Consider the following 15,690-nt stretch of genomic DNA (forward strand, 5'->3'; position numbering starts at 1 on the left):
CCCGCGCCGCGGGGCTGGCGGTCGCCTACCTGCCCGGCCTCGCCGCCAGCCGCGCCGCCGGGCTGTTCGCCGGCGAGGCCAAGACCGACGAGCGCGACGCCGAGGTGATCGCGCGGACCGCCCTGGGCGTGCCGGACTCCCTGTCGGGGGTCCCGGGCCGCGGCGAGGCCCTCGAGGCCGCCCGCGCCCTCTCCTCCCAGCGCGACCACGTCGTGGCCTGCGCGACCAGGGACAAGAACCGCCTGCGCGCGGTTCTGCTCGAGTCCTGCCCGGCCCTCGAGGCCGCGGTCGACCTGTCGGACCGGCGGTGGCTGGAGCTGCTCGCCGGGTTCGGCGGGGCGTGGGGGATCGCCCGCTCGGGGGCCGAGGGGCCGCAGGCCGAGGCCGCCGGGGAGGCCGCGGCCACCTCGACCGCGCCGCCGCCGGCGCTCGTCGAGGCCGAGAACAGGCAGGTCAGGTTCCTTGCCGCCCGGATATCGGAGGCCCTCGACGAGGCCGGGGCCCTCGAGGCCGAGACGGCGGGGCTGCTCGAGGGCGACGAGACCTACGCGTGCCTGCTCACCGTGCCCGGCATCGGGCCGAGGACGGCGGCGCAGCTCGCGGTATCGGTCGACATCGCGAGGTTCCCGGACCACGACCACCTGGCCTCGTACCGCGGCATAGCCCCGAGGGTGAGGAGCTCCGGCACGTCGGTGAGGTCGGTCAGGGCGTCCAGGCGGGGCGACGCGAGGCTCAAGTCCCTGCTGATCTTCTCGTGCAACAGCCTGGTGAGGTCGTCGGGGCGCTACGGCGAGTACTACCGGGCCTGCAGGGCGCGGGGCATGGGGCACGGGCGGGCGCTCAAGGCCGTCGCGAGGAAGCGGCTCAGGGCGATATACGCCGTGATGCGCGACCGGGTGCCCTACCGGGAGTAGCCCCGACGGTTGACAAAACTATAGGAACACCCAATGAGTACCCAATGAGTAAACAAAGAGTGCGACGGAATGGCTCCCCTTGGCAGCTTAAAGCCGTCATGCAGGAACCATTCCGTCGCAGCCTAATGAAAGGGACTGGGCTGTAAATATTGGAGAAGAGCCGTTAGCGCCCGGGGGCCAGGATCACCAGAGCGTCGTGCTCAAAGGGATGCTGAGCCACGCGCACGGTGCCGTCACCGTTATCGCGGACGGGCAGCTTGGCGATGCGCTTGTCCTCCATGTCGAGGACCGTCGCCGTCCAGCCGCGCGCGCCGTCGAGCTTAAACTTGAGCGCCGTGGTGCGCGGCAGGTACGTGACGACGCGATCGCCAACGCGCGCCACACGAATGGCCTCGCGCGCGTCATCGAGCAGCTCCTGCGCCGGAACCACGGCAAGCGCGTCGTCGGCAGCCGTGGCACCCAGGCCGGCAAGCACATGCTCAATCGCGCCAAAGTCCCACACGCCCGCAAACTGCAGGCACTCTTGCCAGCGGAACGGCATGTCGAAGCCCTCGCCCAGCACCGAGCCTTGGCTGCGCGATGTCTGCCAGTTCCAAACGCCGTGTGCGCCGTAAGTTACGCCGGCACTGGCGCCGGCAAGAATCGACGACCATACGCTCGCGCGGCAATCCTGCGCGGTGAAGCGCCAGTACACATTGCGCGACGCACCCATCTGCTCGTAACAAGGCTCAGAGTTGACCATCGGCTTTTTAGGGTAGTTGGCGATAAAGTCCTGCGGCAGACGCCATGCCTCGGGCTGGCCCTCGTAGTTGTGGCCGGGCTGGAACATATAAAAGTCCAGACGGTCCAGATACTGCGCCGGAATGGTGCGATTGGCGCGGTTGATATGCATGGTGCGCAGCGCCTCGGGCGCGCGCTTGACGACCTCGTCGAGCGCGTCCTCGTAATAGGCGATCGCCTCGTCGCCGGCAAAGTCGGTATCGCCCGTCACCACGTAGACGGGGTTGAACTCGCCCAGGTTCTCGACGACGCGGGCAACGTGGGCACGGACCTCCTCACGCGGCATAACCTCGGCGCCGCAACGCTCGGCGATCTTGGCACCCCAGGTACCGGGCACGTAGTTGCACCACATAAGCACGAGCGCCGGACGGATGCCGTGCTCGACGGCAGCACGGCACATGGCGGCGGCGCGGTCCCAATATGCCTGGTTGGGACGGGACCAATCAAAGTGCACGCCGTCCTCGCTGGCATAGGGCCAAATGCCCAGGTCGGGGCAGCAGCGGTCCCACTGCGGCAGCGTGTTGATCTGCAGCACATTCATGCCCTGCTCGGCACGGCGGGTCAGGTAGTAGTCCCAGTCATCCTCGGCAATGCTCGTAAATGCGCTCCAGCACGTATCGGCAAACCAGAAGAACGGTTTGCCCTCGCACAAAAAGCCGTCCTGGCGACCGTTGACGGTCAGCTTTCCCAAACTCATCTGCATGTCCTTTCGTTTGATAAAGGATTTGCGAACCGCCGGGGGCTTTCGCGGTAACCCCGTGCGAAAGCCCCTGCCGCTTGGCAAACCCTCGCGGGCGAATCCCGTCCGCCCCATCAGTCTACCTTGCAAGAAGGGCCCCGCCGGGCTTACGCCTGACGGGGCCCTGTCGTGTAGGTGAGGTCATATGTGACCGAACGGTTTGGCCTTAGGCCTCCATCTCGGCGAGTTCCTCCTTGGAGAAGCCGCAGGCAAAGACGACGGCAGCGGCGATGACAAAGGAGATTGCCATACCAACGATAGCCCAGACGGTGTTCATCTGGCCACCCTGCAGGTAGTTGGTGAAGACCAGGAAGTTGGACGCACCGCCTGCGAGGTAGTAGGTAACACCCATGAGGCCGGAGAACACAGCGCCGATGGCACCGCCGATGAACATGCCGAGCATGGTGCGGCGGAAGCGCATGAGGATACCGAAGAGCGCAGGCTCGGTAACGCCGCCGGCGATGGCGGAGATGACGTAACCGATGGCAAGGGACTTCTCGTCGGGGTTCTTCATCTTGAGGAAGGCACCGAAGGCGCAGCCCCAGACAGCGGCCATAGCGCAGTTGGTGGAAACGAAGACGAAGGGATCGTAACCGGCAGCGATGATCTGAACCTGGGCGAGCAGGATGACGGGCATGTGCATGCCGCAGACCACGAAGAGCTGCCAGAAGGCGCCGAGGATGGCCATGACGATCAGGATGCCGATGCCGCCAAGGTCAGCAAGGCCGAAGAGGGCGTTGGCGATCAGCGTACCGATCTCGTTGCCGATCGGAGCGAGGACGATGAAGGCAATGGGGATCGTGACGATCATGGTGCAGAACGGCGTGAAGACCGTGGACAGCACGTCGGGCATAACCTTCTTAAAGAACTTCTCGATGAAGTACAGGACGGGCACCGAAAGGATGATCGGCAGGACGGACTGCTGATAGTTGGCAGCAGCGATCTGGATGCCGTAGACGGAGATGATGCCGCCGCCCTCCTGGGTGGCGACGCTCACCACGGAAGGAGCCATGAGGGCGCCACCGAGCAGCATGCCGAGCACCGGGCTGGCGCCGAGCTTCTTAGCCGCGGCATAACCCAGGTAGATGGGGATAAAGGTGAACGTGGCCTCGTACAGCGTGGTGTAGAGGAACGTATAGGTCGGGTCGTCGGCCGAGAGCACACCGAGCATGGTGGGGCCGAGGACGGCCGCGATGGTACGGAACAGACCGCCGGCCATGAGCAGCGGGATGAGCTGGGTCATGGAGCCCGACAGATAGTCGAGGATGATATTGGGCAGGTTCTTGAGCTCGAACTTCTCCTTGGGAGCATCGAGGTTCTCGTTGACGGCCTCACCCTGCTTGACACCGGAGATGGCGACGAACTCGGCGAGCACCTTGGGCACGTTCTGGCCGATGATGACCTGGAGCTGGCTGCCGGCAAACTGGCAACCCAGAACACCCTTGACCTTCTTGATCTTCTCCACGTCGGCCTTGCTGTTATCCTTGAGCGTCAGACGCAGGCGCGTCATGCAGTTGGTGGCAACGGAAACATTCTCCGCACCGCCCACGAGCTCGAGGACATCGGTGGCAATCTGCTTGTTATCTACTGCCATGGGACCCCTCCCCATATCTTCGTGTGCCAGCCCCCTTGGGCTTAGGCACGCCTTTGGCCCGGCGACTATAACCCCTTACGGTTGCCGGACCCTTGGATACGCTTTTGTAAACAAGGTGTTTACTGAACGTTTACGTGCTTTAGTTTACACGGAGCGCCGAATTTATGGCAATTTTGCCGTCTACAGTCCGGTGAACGGTAGGAAATCGGGGGTGAACGTATTTGAATGGCGGGAGATGGTCTCTTTGACCCTCTATTGATATATAGCCATTTACGTGGGATTTTATTTTGATGAACACCTCACTGATCTGTTAACTCATCAACAGAATCCCTGCTAGAAGCTAGTAAACATACGTTTAGTAGTTCACGACGTGTTCAATTTTGCCGTTTACCGAGTTCATCTGGTTATTCTTCAATTCTAGATTACACTAAACATGTTTAGTTTGTATTGCCGCAGATGCCAGGCATTCGCGGCGCAAGGGAGGCAGCTCATGGAACTCAAATTGTGTACCTACGCAACCGTCACCACCTTGGGCGACTTTGGCCCCTGGATCAGCAAGGTCGTACTCGACCTGCCCTGCACCGTGCGCGCCAACGACATCGACGCGAACACCTTCCATATATATGTAGAGCGTCACGAGCGCTCGGGCGATGTTCTGATGCGCAAGGAACGCGGCGCCGACCATGCCGCGCCCTCCGTGGGTTACATCGACATTCTCGCCGCATATCCGTGCGACGAGAACGGACGTAAGCTCGCCGTGGGCACCCATGTGGCGCTCGAGGTCGCCGAGCAGCGCCTGACCAAGACCATCGAAGGCGGCGTCATGGGCTCGCGCATGCTCGATGACCAGCTGCGCATCACGCAGCTCACAGCTCTTCCCGGCAACGACGGCGACGATCCCACCTGCGGCCTGGTCTTCGACACCTGCCGTGGCGATATCTGCCCCGCGCTCAAAGGCTGGAGCAACGCCACGCAAAAGACCGCCGTCGACGGCATCGCGCTCGAATACGGCTTCTTTGAGCCCAGCTTTAAGGCAGAGGACTCGGCCTGCTTCAATCCCTTCGCGCCCGAGGCGACGGTCGTACCCCAAAAGGCACCGCTCGTGGTGTATCTGCACGGCGCCGGCGAGGGCAAGGGCGCCACGCAAGGCGAAGGCGCTACGCGCGCCTATATCGGCAACCGCGTGACGGCCATTAGTCAGGCGCAGATCCAGCGCTACTTTGGCGGCTTTGCCTGGGTGCTCGTGCCGCAGTCGCCCACGTTTTGGATGGACAACGGCGTCGAGCAACTCGGTCGCTCCAACCAGAGCATCTACTCCTCCGTGCTCAAGGCGCTTATCGACGAGTTTGTCGCCGAGCATGTCGACCGCATCGACACCGACCGCATCGTGGTCGCCGGTCTTTCCAACGGCGGCTTTATGACCCTGCGCCTGTGCGCCGACTACCCCGATTTCTTCGCCGCGGGCCTTCCCTGCTGCGCCCCGTGGTACAACGCCACGGACAAGGACGTGGCCGCGCTCGCCAAGACGCCGCTGTGGTTTACGCACTCCAAGGGCGACGAGCTCGTGCACCCGCAACAGACCGTGCTGCCGCTGTTCGCGCGCCTGCGCGGTGCCGGCGCCAACGTGCATCTCACCTACTTTAGCCATGTCGAGGACCTGACCGGCGTGTATCGCGAGGCCGACGGCTCGGCCAAGAAGACGTTCAACCACGGCGTGTGGATCCACCAATTCAACGACCTGTGTTATCAAGACTTCGACGGGGGCAACGTACTCATCGACGGCGAGCCGGTGGGCTGCTGGGAGTGGTCGGCCAGGGTTTCGAGGTAACCATCCCATCGGGGGCTCTGACCTTTAGTTTTGTAAACGTCCTCGCGCATGAGCCCCGCTTATCCTGCTCCTTCGGAGCATCGGATAAGCGGGGCTCGCGCTGCGGAATGTTTACAAAACTAAAGGTCAGAGCCCCCCTAAGTTAACGTTGTTCGAAACGCTGGTCGGCCGCTTCCGGCGGGCCGCCGGGTCGCGGGCGATGGGGGCGTGGGTCCCGTCTTGCCTTGCGCGTAACTGGCTGAAATTATTTTGGTTGGAGCTTTGCTTATGTCTCAAAATTTGACTCGGGTGATTGTTACTACCGATATGGAAGTCGATGATATGAACTCACTTGTTCATTTGGCTCTGTATCTTAATTTGCTTGATGTGCAGGCTGTGGTGTATACGGCTTCGCAGTATCACTTTCTTGGGGATGGAGTTCATACGCTCGGCGAGGTGAATTCGCATTGGCGGACCAAGGGTGTGCGCTCCTATACCTGGGATGTTGTGCCTCATGAGCCCGATCCGCTGGCCGGCGAACTTCGCGAGTATCGGCCTTTTCCCGAGCATTGGATCGAAAGTCTTTGGAGCAACGAATACGCCCGGGCTTGGCCGCAGCTGCAGGCCAATGCCGTTGCCGCCGGCGAGCCGTCCTTCCCCACGCCCGCACAGATGATTGAGCGTACGTTTGTGGGAAATGTTGCTTTTGAGGGTGATGTGACTGAGGAGACGCCCGGTTCGCGCGTCATCGCCGATGCCATCATGAACGACGACCCCCGCACGCTGTGGCTGCTCAGCTGGGGTGGTATGAATACTATCGTTCGTGCCCTCATGAGTATTGCCGAGCGTTATCGCGCCACACCCGAGTGGCCCACTGTGCAGCAGCGGGTCTATCAGAAGGTGCGCGTGATGGGCGTTGCCGATGGTGTGGGGCAGGATAACTCGTGGCTCGACCATGGGCGCGAGCTCTTTCCCGAGCTCATCTTTTGGCGTACGCCCTATATGTATGGCAACTATTTCGACGCCAAAACAGCTCAGCCCGATACGCTGCCGCTGTTTAAGGCTCCTTGGCCCGAGCAGAATCTCACGCAGGGCAACGGCCCCCTCATGGCGCGCTATATGTTCTATGGCGATGGTAAGGTCTACGAAAACGAGCCCGAGCGCTTTCAGTTTGGCAAGCATGCCCGTCTGGATTGGGGCCTGGAAGGCATGCCCGCGGTGCAGTTTGAGCGCGGCGATTTTATGGCCGAAGGCGACAGCATGACCTATATTCCGCTGCTGCCGTTTGGCCTGCGCGGTATTGACGACCGCGACTTCGATACGCTACTCGGCCGCATGTTTCTTGATGGACACCCCGATGCGAAGGCGCCCGCCGATTTTGCCTCCATCAGCACGCCCGCAGACGACAATCTCAATCCCTACCTGCGTGCCTATCAGGAAGACTTTGCCGCCCGCGCGCAATGGTGTGCCCATGATCCGGCAGCCTGCTCGCATCCGGCGCATGTTGTCGAGGTCACGGCCGACCGCAGCGCCGCAGCCGGCGAGCGCATCGACCTTGCGGCGACCATCGTCGACCCCGACGGCAGGGGCTTCGATGCGCATTGGGATGTCGCCGTAGACCCGTCGAGCTATGCAGGCGTCCAGGATCTGTCGCTATGGCAAGAATGCACGGAGGATGCCACTTTCATCGTGCCCGCCGACGCACGACCCGGCGACCGCTTTGTGCTCACCCTCACCGTGCAGACGCGCGCCGAGTGCTCCTGCACCCGCTACACCCAGGTCGCCGTGACTGTGGCATAGCAAGGGCGACGCCCACATTCGACAAAGAGTGTCCCCAGGCGCCAAACGAGCGGGGATTTTTGGACACCCAAATGACGAGAGTGGATAATCTCCCACTTTGAGCCTGCACACAGGCCAAAAACGGGAGATTATCCACTCTCATTCTGCGGGTACTCATTGGGGACGTACTTAAATGAGTAGTTTCACTCATTTAAGTACGTCCCCAATGACTAGTCAAAAATGGGCCATGTGTCCCAGTTGTGGAGACTCGTTGAGCCGTCTGGGTATCGTGAAAGGCTGCGCACTCCCCCATCATCAAAAGTGACACACGCTACCAGTTGATGGGAGGCAGCCATGGGCTTCTTTGACAAGATGTTCGAGAAGAAAGAGTGCGCGATCTGCGGTACCGAGCTGGGACTTCTCGGCAAGACCAAGATCAACGAGGGCTACCTGTGCAAAGAGTGCGTCGGCAAGCTCTCCCCCTACTTCCACGGCTATCGCTCCAGCACCGCGGACGATATCCGCGAGCAACTCGCCTACCGCGAGGCCAACGCCGAGCGCCTGGCGTCGTTCAATCCCACGCGCACGCTTTCTGCCGGACGCACCAACATCATGCTCGACGAAGACGCGGGCCTGCTGATCATCACCTCGCAGAGCCGCTGGCGCGACGCCAATCCCGACATCATCGAGTTCTCGCAGGTACTCGGCTGCGATATGGATATCGACGAGCATCGCACCGAGATCTATCGCGAGACCAAGGACGGCGAGCGCGAGAGCTACAACCCGCCGCGCTACGACCTGGATTACGACTTTAATCTGACCATTCACGTCAACACGCCGTACTTTACCGAGATCAACCTGCGCGTAAACGACTTCACCATCGATCAGCGCGGCTCCATCGAGTACCGCGAGGCCAAGCGCCAGGCAACCGAGGTCCGCGACGCGCTGGTGCAGCTGCGCCAGGAGACGCGCGACAGCGTTGTTGCCGCCAAGGCCCCCAAGGCGGCGGTGACCTGCCCCTTCTGCGGTGCGACCACCATTCCCGATGCCAGCGGGCGCTGCGAATACTGCGGCGGCGCCATCGGCGCATAGCCTCCGGCACGGAAAGGACCGATCATGGCCTTCGAGAGCGTTAACTATCAGTGCCCTGCCTGCGGTGGTCCCCTGCATTTTGCCAGCGCCGAGCAAAAGCTTGTCTGCGACTACTGTGACTCACGCTTTGAAGTCGAAGAAGTCGAGGCCCTCTATCGCGAGCGCCAGGACAAGGCAGATGCCAAAGCCGATGCCGCAGCCGCAGCTCCCAAACCTGCTGCCGACGATGCCGTGCAGGAGCTCGCCCAAAACGCCGGCTACATCTGCTCGTCGTGCGGCGCCGAGCTCGTGTCCGACGGCACCGTCGCCGTCACCACCTGCCCGTACTGCGGCAACTCCGCCGTGGCGCCCGGCCAGCTCTCTGGCGACTTCTCGCCCGACCTGGTGATTCCGTTTAAGCTCGGGCGCGACGACGTCACGGCCGCACTCAAGGAACACTACAAGGGCAAGATCTTGCTGCCCAAGAGCTTTGTCACCGGCAACCACATCGACGAGGTCCAAGGTGTCTACGTGCCGTTTTGGCTCTACGGCGCCCGCGTGGACGGCGAAGTGTACTTTGACGCGACCAACGAGACCGTGACCGAGGAATCCGACCGCACCGTCACGACCACCGACCACTACGATGCCTATCGCAAGGGCAATATCTCGTTTAAGCGCGTGCCCGTCGACGGATCGTCCAAGATGCCCGACGGCCACATGGACGCCATCGAGCCGTTTGACTACGACGCGCTGCGTCCGTTCTCGGTCGCATATATGCCCGGCTACATCGCCAACCGTTACGACGAGGACTGCGAGACCTGCAAGGCGCGCGCCGAGCGCCGTATGGAAGAAAGCACGATCTCGGCCCTGCGCGAGACTGTCGTCGACGAATACGACGATGCCACGGTCGAAAGCAAGCAGCTCGACTACACCTGGGAAGACAGCGACTACGCCCTGTTCCCCGTCTGGATGCTCTCCACCTCGTGGAACGGCAAGAGCTACCTGTTTGCCATGAACGGCCAGACCGGCCGCTTGGTCGGCGAGCTCCCCTGCTCCAAGCCCAAGCTCGCTATTGCCTCGGTGCTGTTCTTTGTGATCGGATTTATCCTCTCCCAGATTCTCTTTATGGGTGAGAACGCCTTCGATCCGGATTACCTCGCCTTTGATATCGAGGGCATCCTCATCAACATCGTCGCGCCGCTGATCATCGTGATTATCGGAGACGTGCTACTGGTAGGCCAGCTCAAGACGGCCAACGAGGCCACCCACGCCGACGAGTACTGCGGCGAGCTCGACCTGACCGAGAAGCACGACACCTTCAACCACACCGAGACCACCGTTGTCATGAAAGACGACAAGGACGACTAAGCAATCCGACCAATACCACCCGGCCTTTGACGAGAAAGGAAGATCACCATGGGACTCTTGAAAGCTGGATTGGGAGCTGCCGGCGGCGTCATGGCCGACCAGTGGAAGGAATTTATCTACTGCGAATCGATGCCTGCTGACGTCTTGGCCTGCAAGGGCAGCAAACGCACCGGTGGCCGCAGCTCCAACACGCGCGGCGAGGACAACGTCATCTCCAACGGCTCGGTCATCGCCGTCAACGACGGCCAGGGCATGCTCGTGGTGCAAAACGGCAAGATCATCGAAGTCGCGCTGGAGCCTGGTGAGTTCGTCTTCGATACCGGCAGCGAGCCGAGCGTCTTTAGCGGCAACCTGGGCGATTCCATCAAGGAGACCTTCGCCAATATCGGCAGCCGCTTTACCTTTGGCGGCGACGCGGGCAAGGACCAGCGCGTCTACTTCATCAACACCAAGGAGATCATCGGCAACAAGTACGGCACCGCCTCGCCCGTGCCCTTCCGCGTGGTCGATAACAACATTGGTCTGGACGTCGACATCTCCGTGCGTTGCAACGGCGAGTATTCGTACCGCATCACCAACCCGCTGCTGTTCTACACCAACGTATGCGGCAACGTGACCGATAGCTACACGCGCGACAAGATCGACAGCCAGCTTAAGTCCGAGCTTCTCACCGCCCTGCAGCCCGCCTTCGCCAAGATCTCGGAGATGGGCATCCGCTACAGCGCCATCCCCGGCCACACCACCGAGCTCGCTCGTGCGCTCAACGAGGTCCTCTCTGCCGACTGGCGCGACCTGCGTGGTGTCGAGATCGTGAGCTTTGGCGTCAACTCCATCGCAGCCTCGCAAGAAGACGAGCAGATGATCAAGGACCTGCAGAAGGCCGCAGTCATGCGCGATCCCACCATGGCGGCAGCCAACATTGCCAGCGCCCAGAGCGACGCAATGCGCGCGGCAGCGGCCAACCCCAACGGCGCGATGGCAGGCTTTATGGGCATGGGCATGGCAGGTGGCATGGGCGGCATGAACGCTAGCCAGCTGTTCGCCGCCGGTCAGGCACAGCAGCAGGCTGCCCCGCAGCCGGCTCCGGCACCCGCCCCGGCTCCTGTCGCCGCACCTGCGGCCGGCACGTGGACCTGCAGCTGCGGCGCCACCAACACCGGCAAGTTCTGCTCCGAGTGTGGCAGTCCCGCACCCGCCCCGGCACCGGCCAAGTGGTTCTGCCCCAACTGCGGCAGCGAAAACGGCGGCAAGTTCTGCAGCAACTGCGGAACGCCCAGGCCCTAGCCCCTCTATCTGGTAATTGGCGGGGGTTCCGCACCCCCGCATTTGTTTCTATGGGTTTCGTTCGATAAAGGAGGACACCATGAAGACAACGTTCAAAAAGTCCGTACTCGCATTTCTGGCATGCGTCCTGGCGCTCGCCTTTGCCCTGACGGGCTGCAGCGGCGGCAAAGACCCCAAGGCCAACTTTGTCGGCAGCTGGAAGCTCTCGGGTGGAACCACGGAGGGCGAAGAGCTGACCGATGAGTATATGGATATGTTCGAGGAATGGGGCATCAGCTGCATCTTGGTCCTGGACGAAGACGGCACGGGCAGCCTCGATTTGTTCTCCGAAGTTTCCGACCTAAAGTGGGAGGCCAAGGACGCTACCACCGCGAGTATCACCGTCGACAAGGAGACGACCGACGTGAAGCTCGAGGACGGCAAGCTTGTCCTTGAGGACGGCGAGGACAAGCTCATCTTTAGCAAGTCCGATAAGGATCTGTCCGGTACCGTGAAGAAGGATCGCGAGGCCGCCGAGAAGGAAGAGGAAGTCGAGGAGGCCGTCGAAGACGGCGATGTCCAGAGCGTCGAAATCTCCCCCGCCGTCACTGTCGCCGATGACGACCTGTGCACCATCACCATCACCGAGAAGTTCCAGGACGACTGGGGCGACATCGGCTTTGTCGTCAACATCACCAACAAGAGCGACAAGGACCTGACCTTCTACGCCCCCACCGGCAAGACAAACGTCAACGGCACCATGAAGGAAGCCTGGTTCTCGGCCCACCTGATGCCCGGCACCAACGCCACCGAAGAGTTCACCTTCTCGAAGGGCACGCTTGACAGCTTCGACAGCCTAGTCAACACGACCATCGGCATCGACGCCTACCTGACCGATTCCTACGAGGACGTCGCCTCCTACAGCGCAACCATCGCGTAGCGGCACGTAACATCAGCCGCGGATTGGCGGACACATCCGCGCACACCAGACGGGGCCGCAGGAGATGATCCTGCGGCCCCGTCGCTTTATGCCGACAGCACTGCCCATACAAGCAGGCCGCCCGCCGTTTTTAGATGCGAAACGGTGGGCGGCCTATCCTTGCGGTGCCGGAACACGGGTGAGCGCGTCGATTACGGGCGCTCCATGTTGGGAACGATGCTACCCTCGGTCACCGCATGCACGGCCAGGCGCATGATGTTGTCGTAGCCGGTCTTGCTCAGGATCTCCGAGATGCGGCGCTTGATGGTGCCCTCACTCATAAACAGCTCGGCCGCGATCTCGCGACGACTTTTGCCCTCGCAGGCAAGGCGCAAAATCGATAGCTCGACATCGTCGAGGGCTGCTGTACCCGAAAAAATGCTCTCGGGCGGCTTGGGAAACGTGCAGTAGCCAGCCAACGTGGAGCGCATCACGGCGAACAGCTCGTCGATACCGACGTTCTTGTACACAAAGCTATCGACGCCCGCCTCGCGGGCCTGATCGACAAAGGTGATCTCGGGCATGCCTGTCATGATAATGATGCGACACTCGGGCAGCTGCTCCTTGATGCGTGCCGCCGCCACGATGCCGTTTGAATCGTGTTCGGTGCACACGTCCATCAGTATCATGTCCGGGCGCTCCTTGAGCGCGACACCCAAGGCCTCGGAGGCATCGGCGATCGCGGCAACGACGGTCATATCGGGCTGGTCGCCAACGGAGCGCGCAAGGCTCTCGCGCAAGATGGCCTGGTCTTCGACGATTAACACGCGAATCATGAGCTTCTCCTTTGGGCCGTGGCGTTAGAGTTTAGCGGGATGGATACCGCAAGCGTAAAGGGCGGGGCGGGGCGGACTTCCAGGCTGCCGCCCAGATCTTGCGCGACATGCCTCATACCTGGGATACCCGTTCCCTCGCGATACGATACGGGCGCAGGCGCGCCGTCGTTAGAAACGGTCATCCGCGCAACAGCGCCGTCTTCCGACGTCTCCTGCCACAAGCGCACATGGACCCGATGCGCCTGCGCATGCTTGGTGGCATTGGTCGAGGCTTCGCGGATAATCTGCAAAAAGGCTGCCGCGACACGCGCGTCGCTTGGCAGCTCGCCCTCCACATCGATCTGCACGCTCACCAGACCAAAGGCATGGACGATATCGCCCAGTTGCTCTGCCGGTTCGGCGTCGCCCCCGCTGCGCAGATCGGCAGCGATTGAGCGCAGCAGCGGGTCGATCTGCTCGAGTGACTCGTCATCCAGGCGTCCCTCCTCCAGATAACGATGGAGGATGGACAGGCGCTGCCCGATCACGTCGTGCACGCGAGCGCGCATACGCAGATAGGCCGCATTGTCAGCAACCTTTTTGACTTCTTCGATCTGGGCCTGGAGCTCTTGGCCCGCAAGCTCAAGCAGGTGGTTGGCCTGCGCCAGGCGGTCATGCGCATGCGCATACTCTGTCACGTCCAGACCGATTATGCGCTCGAACGAACGGCCCAAGACCATAACGTCATCGCACACAAACAGGCGAATCTCGGCGGGAGAAACCTCGACCACCGCACGCGCCTCACCAAAGCGGTCCAGGTTGATCCGCACGCGGTTCTTACCGCCTTCGGGCATTTGCATGCTGAGCTTGCGCAGGTCGTTCCATGTACCGCTCATATCGCCTAGGTCGGTGGGCATATGAAGCTCCACCAGGTTTTTGCGCATGCAGCGGTTCATAAGCAGTGGACGGCCCCTCGAGTCCAGATACAGGATGCCCACGGGAATCACGTTGATGGTTTCGATCGTCGAGAACGCGGTGATATCCTCCTGGCGGTTACGGACGTCCATCAAGAGCGCCGCGACGGAACGGAACAGGAAGAACGCTCCCTCTGCGATAAGGACAACGGCCCACACCGAGCCCATGGCAAAAACCACCGGCGGTGTCACGGCGCCAACAAGCAGCAGCTCGGCCAGCATGACAGGGCGACGATAGTGCACCATGAGGACCACGCCATAGGCAAAGATCGCGGCATTGAGCCACAGCACTCCGCCCATTGCCCTGGCGCAAACGTCAAGCGGCGCCACCAGATACGAGCCAGACGACGCGAATAAGATGAGCGCCGAAATCATCAGGTGAAGCACGAGGCTCGTCTCATAGGCGCAAATCACCTTACGGTTATAGGACGAGCGGCGCGATGCGATGAGCGGGACGTGGATCATCTGCAGACACGCAGCCAGGGCAAAGACAACATCGAGCGCAACGATTTGGGGAAGGATGAACGAAATCTGCATCGTCACTCACCCGCCCTCGGCATCAAGACGATCATGCGCAGCTGGCCGGGCTCGCCCTCAAGGCGGTATGCCACGTTGCGCCCTTGCAGAGCGCTTTCGAGCTCTTGCGCAGCGGGCGTCTGCGAAAGATCTTCATCATCGTTGGAAAAAAGCGTGGCGCGCAGCTCGACACTGCACCGGTCATGGTCGCCCAAGTGATACATAAGCGCCGGATGGTCGGTGGTGTAGGCAAAAAACGCAAAGTCATACACGCAGTCGTACAGGGCGCTTACCGTACTGGCGTGCATCGGGCGCCGTATGGCGATAATCGAGGCGCAATCGACATCGATGATGCGCAGGTCACTTGCAAGCTCGTTGGCGATGAGCTGAATGCGGTCGCGGTCAAAACCGCTCTCCCCGTGCTGTGCCAACGTGAGCGACCCCTTGCGTTTGCAATAGGCGACGAGCATCTTGGCGCGCTGCAGCATGCGGTAACGCTCGTGCGAAGATGCCTCATCGGTCAACGGCGGCAGCGAGCTCAACAGGTCGTACATCCCTTCGAGCGCACGGGCAAGCGCTTGGTCCACGTCTTGGACCAGTAAGGTCTCGGCCTCTTGGTCTGCCAAATGTGTCTTAAGGTCGTAGTCGGCGGCAAGCAGCTCATTTTGGCGTTGCAGCTCCATGCGACGATGCGCCAGTTCGCGATTGAGTTCGTTGAGCTCCGAGACGTCCTGGGCAAGGAGAGCCGATCCACCCAGCAGCGGAAAGGCGCGATACATTACATCGGGATCGGACGCCACGGCAAAGGCGTGAGCGTGCCCGTGCTCTTGGATCCGCAACTCCTCACGCACGCCTACCGGCATTGGCTTTGACACCGGCGTGACATAGACTTCCTGCAGGTCACGCGTTAGAACTTTGAGGTCAAGCGGCAAGGTGCCGAAAATACCGGCGATATCGTGGTACGACGGGATGACACCGCAATCGAGACAGATTTCCATCGCCACCACGCACAGGACGCAGTAGACAAGTGAAAAATTAAGCCTCCATGCCCAGGGCACACGCAGCGCATATGAAATGGCAAAGAACGCGCCGCCCAATAGGACAAGCGCGGCCGTGCCCGAGAAACGCTGAATACGAAAAGACGAGGACCG

General features: G+C 61.5%; 12 protein-coding genes. 7 read left to right on the plus strand and 5 right to left on the minus strand.

What is annotated here, in order from left to right:
* The coding region (locus DW112_RS06310; protein ID WP_233545877.1) for an IS110 family transposase at positions 1-914 on the plus strand (914 nt) is incomplete at its 5' end.
* Positions 915-1,077: 163 nt separating this feature from the next.
* Here the strand turns inward: DW112_RS06310 and DW112_RS06315 are convergent.
* Both DW112_RS06315 and DW112_RS06320 read right to left on the minus strand, forming a co-directional pair.
* Positions 1,078-2,391 carry a DUF4038 domain-containing protein gene (locus tag DW112_RS06315; protein WP_117778723.1) on the minus strand — a complete coding sequence of 438 codons (1,314 nt, stop codon included), beginning with the start codon at positions 2,389-2,391 and terminating at the stop codon, positions 1,078-1,080.
* Between the two features lie 208 nt (positions 2,392-2,599).
* Positions 2,600-4,027, minus strand: coding sequence for a PTS transporter subunit EIIC (locus tag DW112_RS06320; RefSeq protein WP_118065982.1), 1,428 nt, complete (start codon positions 4,025-4,027; stop codon positions 2,600-2,602).
* Between the two features lie 490 nt (positions 4,028-4,517).
* On the opposite strand from DW112_RS06320, the gene DW112_RS06325 reads away from it, so the two are divergent.
* The 6 genes from DW112_RS06325 to DW112_RS06350 all read left to right on the plus strand — a co-directional run bounded on the left by DW112_RS06325 (position 4,518) and on the right by DW112_RS06350 (position 12,255).
* Positions 4,518-5,855: a prolyl oligopeptidase family serine peptidase gene (locus DW112_RS06325; RefSeq protein WP_118328587.1), complete on the plus strand. Its 1,338-nt coding sequence runs from the start codon at positions 4,518-4,520 to the stop codon at positions 5,853-5,855.
* Between the two features lie 267 nt (positions 5,856-6,122).
* The gene (locus tag DW112_RS06330; RefSeq protein WP_118328588.1) at positions 6,123-7,634 is read left to right on the plus strand and encodes a nucleoside hydrolase-like domain-containing protein; all 1,512 of its coding nucleotides are present in this window, start codon (positions 6,123-6,125) and stop codon (positions 7,632-7,634) included.
* Between the two features lie 333 nt (positions 7,635-7,967).
* Positions 7,968-8,705, plus strand: a complete 738-nt coding sequence (locus DW112_RS06335) for a DUF4428 domain-containing protein (RefSeq protein ID WP_118328589.1) — start codon at positions 7,968-7,970, stop codon at positions 8,703-8,705.
* 24 nt (positions 8,706-8,729) lie between these two features.
* Complete coding sequence (locus DW112_RS06340; protein ID WP_117839933.1) at positions 8,730-10,052, plus strand: hypothetical protein; 1,323 nt, start codon at positions 8,730-8,732, stop codon at positions 10,050-10,052.
* 48 nt (positions 10,053-10,100) lie between these two features.
* Positions 10,101-11,336: an SPFH domain-containing protein gene (locus DW112_RS06345; RefSeq protein WP_118065976.1), complete on the plus strand. Its 1,236-nt coding sequence runs from the start codon at positions 10,101-10,103 to the stop codon at positions 11,334-11,336.
* A gap of 79 nt (positions 11,337-11,415) precedes the next feature.
* A complete protein-coding gene (locus DW112_RS06350) occupies positions 11,416-12,255 on the plus strand; it encodes a hypothetical protein (RefSeq protein WP_118328590.1) in 840 nt (279 codons plus the stop codon).
* A 191-nt stretch (positions 12,256-12,446) separates the two neighbouring features.
* On the opposite strand, the gene DW112_RS06355 is transcribed toward DW112_RS06350, so the two are convergent.
* Genes DW112_RS06355 through DW112_RS06365 form a run of 3 tightly spaced genes read right to left on the minus strand, consistent with a single transcriptional unit; the run spans position 12,447 to position 15,537 of the window.
* On the minus strand, positions 12,447-13,070 hold the full coding sequence (locus tag DW112_RS06355; protein ID WP_055252147.1) for a response regulator transcription factor: 624 nt from the start codon (positions 13,068-13,070) through the stop codon (positions 12,447-12,449).
* Complete coding sequence (locus DW112_RS06360) at positions 13,067-14,560, minus strand: sensor histidine kinase (RefSeq protein ID WP_118328591.1); 1,494 nt, start codon at positions 14,558-14,560, stop codon at positions 13,067-13,069. Before DW112_RS06360 ends, DW112_RS06355 begins: the two co-directional genes overlap by 4 nt.
* 2 nt (positions 14,561-14,562) lie before the next feature.
* Entirely contained in the window at positions 14,563-15,537 is a 975-nt protein-coding gene (locus DW112_RS06365) for a hypothetical protein (RefSeq protein WP_147351834.1), read from the minus strand.
* Positions 15,538-15,690 lie beyond the last annotated feature (153 nt).

Source organism: Collinsella sp. AM09-41 (assembly GCF_003473245.1).
Lineage (GTDB): Bacteria > Actinomycetota > Coriobacteriia > Coriobacteriales > Coriobacteriaceae > Collinsella.

What these genes read in the sequence shown, in the direction of transcription:
- DW112_RS06365 (WP_147351834.1), bottom strand. Translation starts at nt 15,537, where the DNA reads ATGGAAATCTGTCTCGATTGCGGTGTCATCCCGTCGTACCACGATATC.
- DW112_RS06320 (WP_118065982.1), bottom strand. Translation starts at nt 4,027, where the DNA reads ATGGCAGTAGATAACAAGCAGATTGCCACCGATGTCCTCGAGCTCGTG.
- DW112_RS06315 (WP_117778723.1), bottom strand. Translation starts at nt 2,391, where the DNA reads ATGAGTTTGGGAAAGCTGACCGTCAACGGTCGCCAGGACGGCTTTTTG.
- DW112_RS06360 (WP_118328591.1), bottom strand. Translation starts at nt 14,560, where the DNA reads ATGCAGATTTCGTTCATCCTTCCCCAAATCGTTGCGCTCGATGTTGTC.
- DW112_RS06335 (WP_118328589.1), top strand. Translation starts at nt 7,968, where the DNA reads ATGGGCTTCTTTGACAAGATGTTCGAGAAGAAAGAGTGCGCGATCTGC.
- DW112_RS06355 (WP_055252147.1), bottom strand. Translation starts at nt 13,070, where the DNA reads ATGATTCGCGTGTTAATCGTCGAAGACCAGGCCATCTTGCGCGAGAGC.
- DW112_RS06325 (WP_118328587.1), top strand. Translation starts at nt 4,518, where the DNA reads ATGGAACTCAAATTGTGTACCTACGCAACCGTCACCACCTTGGGCGAC.
- DW112_RS06330 (WP_118328588.1), top strand. Translation starts at nt 6,123, where the DNA reads ATGTCTCAAAATTTGACTCGGGTGATTGTTACTACCGATATGGAAGTC.
- DW112_RS06345 (WP_118065976.1), top strand. Translation starts at nt 10,101, where the DNA reads ATGGGACTCTTGAAAGCTGGATTGGGAGCTGCCGGCGGCGTCATGGCC.
- DW112_RS06340 (WP_117839933.1), top strand. Translation starts at nt 8,730, where the DNA reads ATGGCCTTCGAGAGCGTTAACTATCAGTGCCCTGCCTGCGGTGGTCCC.
- DW112_RS06350 (WP_118328590.1), top strand. Translation starts at nt 11,416, where the DNA reads ATGAAGACAACGTTCAAAAAGTCCGTACTCGCATTTCTGGCATGCGTC.